Source organism: Bradyrhizobium sp. SZCCT0148 (assembly GCF_018129985.1).
GTDB lineage: Bacteria > Pseudomonadota > Alphaproteobacteria > Rhizobiales > Xanthobacteraceae > Bradyrhizobium > Bradyrhizobium japonicum_H.
In genome coordinates, this window is the sequence record NZ_JAFCKT010000001.1 from 139,898 (window position 1) to 153,024 (window position 13,127).

Below are 13,127 nucleotides of genomic sequence, written 5' to 3' on the forward strand. Positions count from 1 at the left end.
GCAGGGCAGGACGGCGTCAACCACCCGCATGGATGGCGGTGCCTGCAGACGATGCAATCGCGAAATGGTCGGCGCGCTCGACCAGGAGGTCCAGAAAGCTTCGCGCCCGCGGCGACATCCAGTGCGTCTCCGGATAGACCGCGTGCAGCGGCAGCGCGGCGATGCTGTAGTCCGGAAGCACATGTTCGAGCTCGCCGCTGCGAAGACCGTCGGCGGCATTCCACTCGGGCAGGATCGCGATGCCGAGATGATGCATCGTTGCCTCCTGCATCGCATCGGCGTCGTCGACCTGGATGGGGCCGTTGACCGATGCGACGTGACGGCCGTGCTCGGATTCGAACGCCCATTGGTGCGCCGGCGACATCCTGGAATAGACGATGCATTGATGCGAGCCGAGATCGTCAGGCGTCCGCGGCAGCGGGCGGCCGTGTAGATAGGTGGGTGTCGCAACCAGATGGCGCTGCACGGTGCCGAGCCGGCGGGCAACTAGCGTGCTCGCCTCCAGATGTCCGATCCGCAAGGCAAGCTCGATGCCTTCCTCCACCAGGTTCACGAACCGCTCGCTGAAGCGGATGTCGACCCTCACTTCCGGATAATTCCGCACATATTCGGCAACGATCGGCATCATGTAGCGCCGTCCGAACGACGACGGCACGCCGATCCGGAGCGTGCCGGTGGGACGGGGCGCCGCTTCTTCCACGCTCGACCGCGCCATGTCGAAGCTGCCGAGAATCTGGCGCGCCAGCTCGTAGATCCGGTGCGCCTCGGCCGTCGGCTTGAGCGTGCGGGTCGTGCGCAGGAACAGCTGCGTGCCGAACTCGCTCTCCAGCAATGCGATGCGCTTGCTGATGGCGGGTTGGCCGATCCCCAGCTCCTTGGCAGCCGCCGAGAAGCTGCCGCCCTCGAGGGTGCGGACGAAGGCGCGCAGGCAATCGATCCGGTCCATGATCTATTCCAAGTTGGAATAAATCATATCCCGGTTATTCCGTAGTGTGCAACACGGCCGGTCGCTAGGCTTCCTCAAAACAAGCGACCAGGGGAGGAGACGACAGTGGCACGCAACATCGGAATCGTCGGCGCCGGCATCGCCGGCCTGCACCTCGCGCTCTATCTGCAAAAGCACGGCGTGGACGCCACCGTCATCACCGACCGGCCGCCCGAGGATTACCGCGACATCCGGCTGCTCAACACCGTTGCGCACCACCACGTGACGATCGCCCGCGAGGACTATCTCGGCGTCAATCATTGGACCGATCCGAAGGACCATTACTATTATCACGACCACGTCTTCAATTTTCCGCAGCCACTGAGCTTTCGCGGCGACTTCTCGAAGCCGAGCCGCGCCGTCGACTATCGGATCTATCTTCCCGCGCTGATGAACGACTTCGCCAGCCGCGGCGGCAGGATCGAGTACCGCCGCATCGAAGAGCGCGACATCCGTCCGCTGGTCGCCCGCTTCGATCTGCTGGTGGTATCGACCGGCAAGGGTCCGCTGGGCCAGCTCTTCACCTACCGTCCCGAACATACGCCCTATTCGCAGCCGCAACGGCGGCTGTGTGTCGGGCTCTACACCGGCGTGCGGCAGCCCGATCCCATGAACGTTACGCTCTCGGTTTCTCCCGGCCACGGTGAGATGATCGTGATCCCGACCATCACCTTCGGCGGCATCGCCAACGCGCTGCTGATGGAGAACGTGCCGGGCGGCGACATGGAAGAACTGGCGATGCTCAGTTACGACGACAATCCGAAGCACTTCCTGAAGGTGCTGCTGGGCAAGCTGGAGAAGCATCATCCGACGACCTATGACCGCATCGATACCTCGCGCTTCGACCTCGCGCAGCCGCAGGATCTCCTGCAAGGCGGCGTCGTGCCGACGGTGCGCAACACGGTGGTCGAATTCGACGACGGCAAATGCGCGATCGCGCTCGGCGACGTCCATGCGATCGTCGATCCCATGATGGGCCAGGGCGCCAACGTCGCCTCCTATGCGGCCTTCGTGCTCGGCGAGGAGATCGTCAATTCCGACGCGTTCGACGCCCGGCTGTGCGAGAAGATCGATTTGAAGCGGCAGGACCGCGTGCTGGCGGCGTCGCGCTGGACCAACGTGATGCTGCAGCCGCCGACGGAAGCGCTGGGCATGCTGATCGGCGCGATGAGCCAGAACCCGGCGCTGGCGAACGAGTTCACCGAGAATTTCAACTATCCGGACCGGCAGTGGGACCACATCTCGACGCCGGGGCGCATCCAGGCCTGGATCGAGCGCATGTCGGCGCCGGCCGAGCCGATCAGGGCGATTGCGTGAGGATCGATGCGAGCGGAAATTGAGATGCCGCGCGCCAATCCCGCCGCGTTCCGCGAAGCCGCCTCGCGCTTCGCGACCGGCGTTGCGGTGCTGACCGCGCTCGACGAGCACGGCCGCGTCTGCGGCATGACCGTGAACAGCTTCGTCACCGTCAGCCTGTCGCCGCCGACCGTGCTGGTCTCGGTCATGCCGGGCCGCATGCACCGTGCGATCTCGGCGACGGGACGTTATTGTGTGAACGTCCTGCCTGATCATGGCCGCGACCTCTCGCGGCATTTCGCCAGCCAGCCGAACACCGGCGCCAGCCCGGATTACGACATCGTGGACGGCCTGCCGCGGCTGTCGGGATGCGTCGCCTGGTTCGCCTGCGAGGTCACGCGTCACGTCGATGTCAGCGACCACACGCTGATCATCGCCGAAGTCTCGGCGTGCGACCATGACGACACCACCCCGCTGGTGTTCTTTTCCAGCCGGTATCATCTCGGCCCCGGTGTGCCGGTCGATCGCTGACGCCCGCGTGAAGCCGTGACGGCCTCAGGCGTAGGCCACCCAGCCTCGGAACGCGAAGCCGGTGTAGAACAGCGTGGGGTCGGAGAAGCCGGCCTCCCGCAAAATAATTTCGTCTTGGGCGGGCGCGAGAATCTCCAGATGGTTGGTGACGGCGTTACGTGCGGCGGCCGCCTGCTCGGGTTCGACGCCGGCGGCGGCCAGGAACGCGGAGTAGCGCGACAGCCACAGCGGGCGCTCTTCCTCGCCGTCGGGCGCGCTCAGATGCGCGACCACGAACGGTGCGCGCGGCTTGAGCCGGCGGCGGATTTCCCAGGCGATGCGGCGCCGTTCGGCGACATCGACGAAGTGAAGGGTCAGGAGGCAGCTGGCGCCGTCGAACGGTTCCTCCGGCGCGTCATCGATATAGCCTCGATGCAGGCGCGCACGCGGTGCGAGCGGCCCCAGGGTCTGCCCGGCCAGCGCCAGCATCGCCGCGGACGGATCGACGCCGTCGAAGCGCCAGCCGGGATGTGCTCGCGCAAACGCCTTGAGCTCGAGGCCGCCGCCGGCGCCGAGCACCAGCACGCTGCCGTCGTTCGGAACGCGCTCCCCCAGCAGGATCGCCGCCATGGACAGCATGGCATTGTAGCCGGGCACGAAGCGCGGCGGCCCTTCGGTGTAGCGCGCCACGGCCTGCGGATCGGAGAACATGGTTTGAATGTCGGTCATGATGTTACTCTGGTGAAGGGAGCGCGATCACGCGCGATGGGCGCTCATGCCTTGATGCTTGCGTGCGCCGAGCCGCTTGCGCAGGTCCTCGCCCAGCATCGCCAGCGTCACCTCGCCGAGCCGCGCCAGCAGCAGCGCCTCCGCATCGTCAAAGGCCTGATCGAGCGCGGCATTGACGGCCTGCTCGACCAGACAGCCGGGCGACTCGGTCCGGTTGCCCATCGCCAGCAGCGGGGGATTGCCGAGCGCGGCATAGATGTCGCGCAGAGTCACCTTCGACAGGTCGCAGGCGATCGTCCAGCCGCCGCCGTGTCCCTTTTCGGATCGGACGTAACCGATCTCCCGCAGCCCCGCCATGATGCGGCGGATCACGACCGGGTTGGTGTCCATGGCCCTTGCCAGCGTCTCGGACGTGAAAGGCCCGGGCTGCTGTGCCATGTGCAGGAGGACGTGGAGAACGCCGGAGAGCCGGGAATCTTGTTTCATGTAACTTTATATGTTACATGATGAGCCGGCCGTCAAGCCGACGTCCCTCTCACCCGACGCGCATTGATGAACGCGCGAGGCCAGCGCGTCGGCTGACGGCGAAGCGCGGTGGAGTCATGCGCAGATCCTGATTTTCTTGCGTCGATCTAAAGCAGCGCTTTGGGCAGCAGCATGTGAATGCCCTTGTTGCCGTCGACGAGTTGGGTGACCCGAAGATTGCCGGCCAGCGAGCACAGCATGTAGGCCTCGTTACGCGTGCGGTTGGTCCGCGCGCAGACGTGCTTGACCATCTCCCGGACCGCCTGCTTGGCGGCGTCATCGAGATCCTCGTCGAGCCCGATCGACATCAGATGCGTGGCGCTCTCGGCAAACGGCCACCGGAGGTCCATGTCCTTGCGAACCGTCAGGCGGAAGGTTCCGGTGACGCCGGTCTCGAGCGCCGTGATGCAGACCTCGCCATCGCCCTGCACGCCGTGACCGTCGCCGGCGAAGAACAATGCGCCCTCGTTGAACACCGGCAGATACAGCGTCGTGCCGGCCCGCAGCTCCTTGTTGTCCATGTTGCCGCCGAAGGCGCGCGGAACGGGCGATCCGCAGCGGCCCCAGCTTGGTGGCGGGGCCGTGGCAATGATGCCGAAGAAGGGCGCGAGCGGAATCTCGGTGCCCCATGGCATGATGCAGACCTCGCGCTCGCGGTCGATCACCGGATGGATCGTCTCATAATCCGTGAATTCGTCCGGCAGCGTTCCGAGCAGAGGAAGGATCGACACGAAGCCCCAATCCTGACGAACCTTCACGTTGAGGATATCGACCTGGAGGGTGTCGCCGACATTGGCGCCGCGCACATAAACCGGGCCGGTGATGAAGTGAGGTCCCGGCCCCGGCTGCATCGTCTCGAGGGCGACTCGATAGTCCTCGGGAACCAGCGAAAGGTCGTCCGGCAGCGTCTCCTTGCCACCTGCCGGGAAGCTGTGCAGCGTCACGCTGTCGCCGGAGTTGATTTCCAGCACAGGTCGTGTGCTGCAGTCCAGATAGCCCCAGACCATGTTCTCGGGCGTACTGGCTATCTCGTGGTGGCGTTGCATCGGATGAACTCCAGGCATGGCGGGTGCGCTCTCGCGGGCGGGCAATCGTGCCGGGGCATCACGGGCGCGACCGGCAAAATCGTCCTTGGACATTCTAGGCTGCGGCAATCCTTCGGCTATACTGGCCTCAGGCCCTGCGCGGTGTTCCGTGCAAATGGCGGGCCGGGGGAGAGATCGATGAGGCGGTCCCGTTTCACTGCGAATGAGATTATTCATCTCCTTGCCGAAGCGAGCTCCGGGGTGTCGATTGCAGAGATCTGCAAGGCCGCCGGCATTACCGAGCGCACGTTCTATCGCTGGCGCCGCAGCTTCGGCGGCCTCGACGTCCACGCCATTCAGCAGATGAACGAGCTGAAGTCCGAGAATGTGCGCTTGCGCGGCCTCGTCAGCAATCTGTTCGAACAGTTGCGCAACACGGACACTGAAAAGAAAGACGGCACATCGACGGCCACGCCGCAGCAGGGTACTCGCGCCAGCCGGATCGCAGCGGAGAAGTGTGGTGGCGCGTTGACCGGCCGCTTCTCCTCGGTGCGCGTCAATCCGTAACGTGCGGACTCCGCTGGGACGGATGGAACCTGCAAGCTCGTTCGCGGTTCTGCAAATTCTTTGTGCAGCGATAATGTCAAAAATGACGGAATCGTTCGCGGCCCGCCGACGTCTGCCTCGGACCGATTGCAGAACGAGCGGAAATGAGGCGCAACGCGATCAAGAATCCAGCGTTCGCGCCACCCGCACGACATATTCATCGCCCGGTTCAAATCGCGTGCAGAATGCGTCGCTTATTTCGCCTTGATGCACGGAGGTCGGCGCCTAGTCTTTGAGCTGCCTTTCAGCAGCTCTGGAGAATTTCGCGCCATGACCAATGATGTTCGTCCTCCGGCCACGCCGAGTGGTCGTGTGCTCAACCGCCGCCGATTCCTCGCAGCCTCGTCGATACTCGTTGCCGGCATCGGCGCCGCACCGCTCATGGGATCCGGTATCGCCTCCGCCGCCGAGCTCAAGACCGTTCGCTTCAGCGAGGCCGTGCACAATCTGGGCTACATCAACCTCTACGTCGGCATGCATGCCGGCATCTTCAAGAAAAACGGTCTCGACATGAAGGTGAGCGCCGCCGGCGGCGACACCCAGACTTTCGCGGCCGTGCTCGGCGGCTCCGCGGACTTCGCGATCGGCGATGCGACCATGGCGCAGATCTCGCGCGAGAACGGCGGCCCCGGTGTCGTTGTGGGGACCGTCGTGCAGCGCGCGCATTATTTCGGCGTCTCCAAGACGCTCAAGCCGATCACCGATCCGAAGGAGTTCAAGGGTCTCAAGATCGTCACCTCGCCGGAGCCGAACACCAATTTCAGCGTCACCAAGCGGATGCTGGAAAAGGCCGGGCTCAAGCTGGGTACCGACGCCACGATCGTTCCGGTCAATCCCGGCACCGAGATCGCGGCGATGCTGGCCGGGCAGGCGGATATGGCGGTCGCCTATCAGCCGAGCGTCGCCGCCGCGGAGGCGCAAGGCGCCAAGGTCGTGTTCGACTTCTCGAATTATGTCGGGCCGTTCTGCAACACCGGAATCATGGTGCTGCCCTCGACCATTCAGAAGGATCCTCAAATGGTGCAGGCGCTCGTCACCTCGTTCGAGGAGGCCTCGCGCAAGACCTACGCCGATCCGGCCTTCGCCAAGGAAGTCGCACGGAAGGAGTTTCCGGATTTGCCCGGCGAGGTCGTCGACAAGGCGATCGACGCGGAGCTGCAATACCTGATCCCGGCGCAGTCCGTGATCACCAAGCAGGATCAGTGGAAGAACCTCATGGACATGCAGATCTACCTCGGCAATGCCAAGGGATCGGTTCCGTTCGAGCAGATCATCGACAACTCGTTCGCTGAAAAGGCGATCGCCAGCCTGAAATGATCGCCGAGGCTGCCACATACGCGAAGCCCGGAGAGGGCGGGGCCGTGGACGGCGCCGCCCTCCCGCTCGTGGTCGAGCATGTCGCCAAAGGCTACGATCTCGATGGCCGGGTCGTGCCTGTCATCGCCGATCTCAGCATGACGCTGCGCAAGGGCGAGATCGTCAGCATCGTCGGCCCGTCCGGCTGCGGCAAGACCACGCTGCTCAACACGCTGTGCGGCCTGCTGGCGCCCGATGCGGGCCGCATCCGCTGGCATGGCCGGCAGGTCTCCGGTCAGCCGCAAAACGTCGGCTACATGTTGCAGAAGGATCTGCTGCTGCCATGGCGCACCGCGCTCGGCAACACCATGCTCGGCCTCGAGATCCGCGGCGTCGCTGCCGCAGAGGCGGAAGACCGCAGCCGGGCCATGCTCGATCAGCTCGGGCTGCACGGGTTCGCGGACCATTACCCCTCGACCCTGTCGGGTGGCATGCGGCAACGCGTGGCGCTGGCGCGGACCCTCGTCAACGATCCGGACGTGTTGCTGCTGGACGAACCATTCGCCGCGCTCGACTTCCAGACCAAGCTGCTGATCGAGCATGACATGGTGGATCTCGTGCGAAAGGGCGGACGTTCGATGCTGCTCATTACCCATGACATCGAGGAAGCCGTGTCGCTGGCCGATCGCGTCGTCGTGCTGTCGCGGCGGCCGACCTGGGTCAAGACGACCTATCAGATCGAGTTCGGTGCCGACCGCGGCGACATGATTTCGCTGCGCGAGAGGCCGGATTTCAGCCAATACGTCCGGCGCATCTGGGCCGACCTCGATATCGCGATCCAATGACGACAGGTATCGAGACCCGCATGGTTGACGCGTCGAAGCCTGCCGCAAGCGCTGCATCGCCACGGGGCCGTGCAAGATGGCAAAGACTGCGCGACGGCATCGCCGTGCTCGCGACCCAGGTCCTCGTCCTGGCCGCTCTTCTCGTCCTGTGGGAATACGCCACGCCGAAGGGCAGCCCCGCGGCCTTCATGTTCGGATCGCCGTCGGCGATCGCGGGCTTCCTGGCGCAGATGGCGAAGGACGGAAGCCTGTATCGCGATGCAGGCGTCACCGGCATGGAGACGTTGCTCGGCTTCTTCCTGGGCAATCTGGTCGGCACGCTGCTCGGCCTGTTGCTCTGGTATTCGCGCTTCGTCTCCCGCGTCGTTCAGCCCTTCGTCATCGCGCTCGGCTCGATCCCCATCATCGCGCTCGCCCCCATCGTGATCATCTGGTTCGGCACCGGGCTGGTCTCGAAGGTCGCCATGTCCACCCTGTCGGTGGTGATCGTCGCGCTTGTAACGTCCTACAAGGGAGCGATCGGCGTCGACGGCGACCAGATCAATCTCATGAAGACGCTCGGCGCCTCCAAGTTCCAGATCTTCCGGAAGCTCGTCGTCCCGGCGTCGCTCACGGACATCTTCGCGGGGCTGAAGCTGACGGTCGGCTTCGCGCTGATCGGCGCCATCGTCGGCGAGTTCATGTCATCGTCGGAAGGATTGGGTCACGCGATCTTCAAGGCCGGCTCGCTCTATATCATTCCCAAGGTATTCGCCGCGCTCGTCGTGACGATCGTCCTTGCGCTCGTTCTGACCTGGCTCGTCGGCAAGATCGAGCGGCTGCTGATTCCGTGGCGGCGCCAGGCCTGACGTCGAGCGATCAACCATATTCCGAAACGCCCAGGGAGGAACCATGTCCAAGCGCATCAGCAAGGCCGGAAACATCAAATACGCGCTGTCCGGGGACGACAGTTTCATCGCGAGCGTCGAGCCCGGCGAAACCTTCGTGGTTGAGTGTGCCATCAACGCCAACGACGGCACCATCCGTCATCTTGGGCAGCAGTTGACCGAGGCCGACGTAACGATGCCGTTCGTCAACGGCGCCACCGGTCCGATCGAGGTGCGCGGCGCCAAGCCGGGCGACATGCTGCGCCTCGAAATCGTCGGCATGGAGCTCGACAAGCTCGGCTTCACCGCGCTCTGGCCGGGCATCGGCATGTTTCCCGATTGGGTCAGGCGCAAGGAGTTCGGGATCCAGACGCGCGTCGTCGAGGTCAAGGACGGCCACGTGCACTGGAACGAGCATCTGAAGCTGCCCGTCAAGCCGATGATCGGCGTGGCCGGTGTGGCGCCGGTCCACGGCGCGGTTCTCACCGTCGACAACGGCCCGCATGGCGGCAACATGGACGTCCAGGAGATCACCACCGGCAACAGCATCTTCTTCCGCGTCAACAAGGACGGCGCGCATCTCTTCCTGGGCGACTGCCATGCCATCCAGGGCGACGGCGAATGCAACGGAATGGGCGCGATCGAGATCGCGGCCAACCTCACGGTCAAGGTCTCTCTCGCCAAGGCGCCGGCGCGACTGACTCATCCGCGCATCGAAACGGCCACCCACATCTGCACGCTCGGATGCGCGCGCCCGCTGGAGGACGCCATGCGCATCGCGTTCGAGGAGATGGTCTATTGGATGGAGGACGACTGGAAGATTCCAGCCGCCGAGGGCTACATGCTGCTCGGTCAGGTCGCCGAAGCTCGCTGCACGCAGGTGGTCAATCCGAAATACACGTACATCTGCAAGGTGGAGCGGAGCCTGCTGGAGCGGTACCACGGGTAACAGGTGCTGCCGTGCTGCGGCAGGGCAATCGCACATGGCTCTCTGCGTGAGCGGAGCGCACGCCTCGTCCTTCGAGTCGACCGCTTCGCGGCTCGGCCACCGGAGGTGACGAGCCGTTCGAAACGCGTGCGACAGATATTGCCTCGAGGACTTGCCTCAGGCCGCACGGACCGCCTCGAGGAATTGTCGCACCTCGCGCTTCAGGCGGGTGCTGTCGCTGGCAAGAGACTTCGCCGCGGACAGGACCTGAGACGAGGCCGAGCCGGTCTCGGTGGCTCCGCGCTGCACGCCGATGATGTTGGACGAGACCTGCTGGGTGCCCTGCGCCGCCTGCTGGACGTTGCGCGAGATTTCCTGCGTTGCAGCTCCCTGTTCTTCGACGGCCGCGGCGATGGTGGACGCGATTTCGGAGAGCTTTTCGATGGTGCCGCCGATCTCCTCGATGGCACCGACGGACTCCCGGGTCGCCGCCTGGATGCCGGAAATTTGCTGTCCGATCTCACCGGTGGCTTTCGCGGTCTGTTCGGCCAGCGCCTTCACTTCGGAGGCGACCACTGCAAAGCCGCGGCCGGCTTCACCGGCTCGCGCCGCCTCGATGGTGGCGTTCAGGGCCAGAAGGTTGGTCTGGCCTGCGATGGTGTTGATGAGCTCGACCACGTCGCCGATCCGGCTCGCGGCGCGGGACAGCTCGCTGACACGATCGTTGGTCCTGCGCGCCTGGTTGACGGCATCACCGGCCATCCGCGCCGATTCCTGCACCTGCCGGCTGATCTCATTGACGGAGGATGACAGTTCCTCGGTGGCCGACGCCACCGACTGCACGTTGGTGGACGCCTCCTCGGATGCCGTCGCAACCATGGTCGTCACCTCCTGCGCCTGTCCGGCGGTGGCGGTCAGCGTGCTTGCAGACGCCTCGAGTTCGGTCGAGGCCGAGGATACGGTCTCGACGATCTCACCGATCATCGCTTCGAAGTCGCGCGTGATGCCGTCGACCCGGCGGCCACGCTCGATCTTGGCCTCAGCGTCGCGCGCAGCTGCTTCGTCAGATGCCTTCTTCGCGATCAGGGCTTCCTTGAACAGCTGCAGCACGTCGGCCATCGCACCAATTTCGGTCTTCTCGCCGCGATGGGTGACTTCGGCGGAAAGATCGCCCCGGCCCAGTTCCTGCATCGGCTTGATGATCGAGGCAATGCCCGCTGACACGTCGCGCATGAGAATGAAGCCGACCAACGCTCCGCCGGTCACCGCAGCCAGGATGATCCCGACGATCACCATGAGGGCGGAGCTGTAGCCTTCGGCCGCGGCTCGTGTTTCGTCATCCGCGCCCTTGTCGTTGATGTCGATGTTCTTCTGGAGAAGTTCGTCGGATTGAACGCTCAGCTTGCCGTATTTGGCAAGCAGTTCGCGCGCTTCGAGCGCGGGACGACCGAGGATTTTCCGTGACATGTCGGTGACTTCGTCGACGGCTTTGCGGTAGTCCCCCCAGACACGCACCCACTCGACGTAATTCTTGCGCTCCTCCGGCGAGGTGATCATTCGCTCGTAGGCCTGGCGCTGGTTTTCGATGATCGCGAGGCTAGCTGCCGCCCGTTTCTCGAAGCCGGCCTTGCCATCAGCGGTTTCATTGAAGATGTGATCGCGAATCGCAATGCGATATTCGGTGATGGCGGTTCGCATGTTGCCGAGCGCGCGGACGCTGGGCAGCCAGTTGGTGGCGATCGCGACGGAATGGGCGTTGATGCCGTCCATGCTCCGCACCGCCATCGCTCCCAAGCCTCCCATCAGGAGAAGCATGATCGCGATGACCGCGATGATCTTCGAGCGAATCGACCATTTGGCAAACATGATGAAATCTCCGACGCCATTGTCACGCGGCCGCGCGTTTCATCGCGGAAGCGGATGAGCGGTCGCCATGCCGGACATTCCGCAATTCGCGTAAAAATTGATAAAATCCCGGGCAGGCCAGCTTCGTTCCGAACGTGCCACGGCGTTCCCGCCGTCATGTCGGGGACACGTGATCGTCACGCTCGGCCGCGAGCGCTGCGCCGGCAGTGAGGCGTCAATGTCTTGCCGCTGTATCCGACGGAAGCTCTCCGAAGCGCTGCCGGTAGGCGCGCGCGAAATGACCGAGGCTCTGGAAGCCGCACGACAGGGCGACTTCCGTCACAGATCTGGACGCCTCGCTGTCTGCCAGCATGGTCCGCGCGCGTTCGAGCCGCAGACGCTTCAGATACATGCTCGGAGATTCGCCGTGGATCTGTTGAAAATATCGAAAGATGGATCGGACGCTCGTTCCGGTCGCTTCGGCAATCCCGGCCACGTCGATCGGCTTGTTGAAATTCTCGACGATGAAGTCCTCGGCCTGCTTGAGTTGCGGCATGCTCGGGCGCGGTATCGAGGCATCGAGGAGGTGGCTGTGATTGTGCGGGAGATGGATCAATAGTCGAAGCAGCACCACAGCATGGATCTGCTCGATCAGCCTGTCGTGAAACCGTTGTTCCAGCGCGTCAAGTTCCTGTGCACCCCGGAACACCGTATCCCGCACGTAACGGCCGAAACTCAGGTTGGTGGCGGCCGGTTGTGCGAACTGCACTGGCCCTGAAACCTCTTCGCCGCACAGCGAGGCAAGGGTCTGTTTTAGGTCCTCCGGGTTGATACGAATGAACAGGCTCGAATGGCCGTCGGGATCGATCTTCCTGGCCTCCACGCCTTCCGGAATGACATATCCTATGTTGCGAGGGCCGGTATCGATTTCCATTCCTCGCAGAAGGAGTCGGCTGTTCTTGTGCGTCTGGAAGACAATCCTGAGGTAATCGACCGGCTGATACGTCACGTCGATCGCGGCATCGCTCTTCAACATGATGAACGGTAATTTTTGCGTCTCGATGCTGTTGCACCAATAGGCCGTCGCTTGGCCGCCCGGTAACTCTGCCGATTGGAGGCGGCCATTGGCGACGCCTTCGAGTTGATGTGCAAGCTCCTGCACGTCGCCGGTTTGAAATGTCGGAAATCTTTTCAAGAGCATGTCGATGGATCGGAAATCGTTCGCGGAGCCCCGGCCGACGAGCGTGTTCCGGACGCACGCTAAAAAGGTAGCATAGCATGGGACATTCTCCTGACAGGAAATCCCTGCTGGCTTCCGGCAGACCTCTGCAATGCAAATTTGGATGCCGTAATTTTACGGAGAAAGTGACATCCGCCTTCGGTCGTGGCGCGGCTTGCCGGTGCTATTCGACTAGTCTCCGGCATATTGCCGGACCGACGATCTTGGCAGATATCTTTCGCGACGTGACACAGATGAATGCCATCCTGGCCGATGCGGCCAAGGTGCACCGTGTCGATGTACTGACGAGCAAGGATACGTTCTCCCATCGCAACCCAGGCTGACGAGATGCCTGCCCGAGCTCCGCGAGCGAGCTTGGAACGACGTCGCCTTGCGCCTGTTTTGCCCGACGAAGGGTCAAGCAGTTATCTTTTTCTTGACGTCCGTCTGGG

13 protein-coding genes are annotated in these 13,127 nt (G+C 63.7%); 7 read left to right on the forward strand and 6 right to left on the reverse strand.

From position 1 onward, the window contains the following. Window positions 1-16 precede the first annotated feature (16 nt). The gene (locus JQ580_RS00685; protein WP_212277840.1) at window positions 17-946 is read right to left on the reverse strand and encodes a LysR family transcriptional regulator; all 930 of its coding nucleotides are present in this window, start codon (window positions 944-946) and stop codon (window positions 17-19) included. Between the two features lie 105 nt (window positions 947-1,051). On the opposite strand from JQ580_RS00685, the gene styA reads away from it, so the two are divergent. Together styA and styB are read left to right on the forward strand one after the other, a co-directional pair. Further along, on the forward strand, window positions 1,052-2,302 hold the full coding sequence (gene styA, locus JQ580_RS00690; RefSeq protein ID WP_212277841.1) for a styrene monooxygenase subunit StyA: 1,251 nt from the start codon (window positions 1,052-1,054) through the stop codon (window positions 2,300-2,302). Between the two features lie 6 nt (window positions 2,303-2,308). Next, window positions 2,309-2,812: a styrene monooxygenase NADH-dependent flavin reductase subunit StyB gene (gene styB, locus JQ580_RS00695; RefSeq protein WP_249133887.1), complete on the forward strand. Its 504-nt coding sequence runs from the start codon at window positions 2,309-2,311 to the stop codon at window positions 2,810-2,812. A gap of 24 nt (window positions 2,813-2,836) precedes the next feature. Here the strand turns inward: styB and JQ580_RS00700 are convergent, their stop codons facing one another. The 3 genes from JQ580_RS00700 to JQ580_RS00710 all read right to left on the reverse strand — a co-directional run bounded on the left by JQ580_RS00700 (window position 2,837) and on the right by JQ580_RS00710 (window position 5,091). Next, a complete protein-coding gene (locus JQ580_RS00700; RefSeq protein ID WP_212277842.1) occupies window positions 2,837-3,520 on the reverse strand; it encodes a class I SAM-dependent methyltransferase in 684 nt (227 codons plus the stop codon). A 27-nt stretch (window positions 3,521-3,547) separates the two neighbouring features. Next, on the reverse strand, window positions 3,548-4,006 hold the full coding sequence (locus JQ580_RS00705; RefSeq protein WP_212277843.1) for an Rrf2 family transcriptional regulator: 459 nt from the start codon (window positions 4,004-4,006) through the stop codon (window positions 3,548-3,550). Window positions 4,007-4,152: 146 nt separating this feature from the next. After that, entirely contained in the window at window positions 4,153-5,091 is a 939-nt protein-coding gene (locus tag JQ580_RS00710; RefSeq protein WP_106947777.1) for an acetamidase/formamidase family protein, read from the reverse strand. A 177-nt stretch (window positions 5,092-5,268) separates the two neighbouring features. On the opposite strand from JQ580_RS00710, the gene JQ580_RS00715 reads away from it, so the two are divergent. The 5 genes from JQ580_RS00715 (at window position 5,269) to JQ580_RS00735 (ending at window position 9,632) form a co-directional block, all read left to right on the forward strand. After that, on the forward strand, window positions 5,269-5,637 hold the full coding sequence (locus JQ580_RS00715; RefSeq protein ID WP_212277844.1) for a transposase: 369 nt from the start codon (window positions 5,269-5,271) through the stop codon (window positions 5,635-5,637). A 309-nt stretch (window positions 5,638-5,946) separates the two neighbouring features. Then, entirely contained in the window at window positions 5,947-6,993 is a 1,047-nt protein-coding gene (locus tag JQ580_RS00720; protein WP_212277845.1) for an ABC transporter substrate-binding protein, read from the forward strand. Next, window positions 6,990-7,817, forward strand: coding sequence for an ABC transporter ATP-binding protein (locus JQ580_RS00725; protein WP_212277846.1), 828 nt, complete (start codon window positions 6,990-6,992; stop codon window positions 7,815-7,817). Before JQ580_RS00720 ends, JQ580_RS00725 begins: the two co-directional genes overlap by 4 nt. Before the next feature lie 20 nt (window positions 7,818-7,837). After that, window positions 7,838-8,665, forward strand: a complete 828-nt coding sequence (locus JQ580_RS00730; RefSeq protein ID WP_249133888.1) for an ABC transporter permease — start codon at window positions 7,838-7,840, stop codon at window positions 8,663-8,665. 43 nt (window positions 8,666-8,708) lie between these two features. Beyond that, window positions 8,709-9,632: an acetamidase/formamidase family protein gene (locus JQ580_RS00735; protein ID WP_212277848.1), complete on the forward strand. Its 924-nt coding sequence runs from the start codon at window positions 8,709-8,711 to the stop codon at window positions 9,630-9,632. A 156-nt stretch (window positions 9,633-9,788) separates the two neighbouring features. Here the strand turns inward: JQ580_RS00735 and JQ580_RS00740 are convergent, their stop codons facing one another. Together JQ580_RS00740 and JQ580_RS00745 are read right to left on the reverse strand one after the other, a co-directional pair. Next, the gene (locus tag JQ580_RS00740) at window positions 9,789-11,477 is read right to left on the reverse strand and encodes a methyl-accepting chemotaxis protein (protein WP_212277849.1); all 1,689 of its coding nucleotides are present in this window, start codon (window positions 11,475-11,477) and stop codon (window positions 9,789-9,791) included. Window positions 11,478-11,691: 214 nt separating this feature from the next. Continuing rightward, complete coding sequence (locus JQ580_RS00745; RefSeq protein WP_212277850.1) at window positions 11,692-12,651, reverse strand: AraC family transcriptional regulator; 960 nt, start codon at window positions 12,649-12,651, stop codon at window positions 11,692-11,694. Window positions 12,652-13,127: the final 476 nt, after the last annotated feature.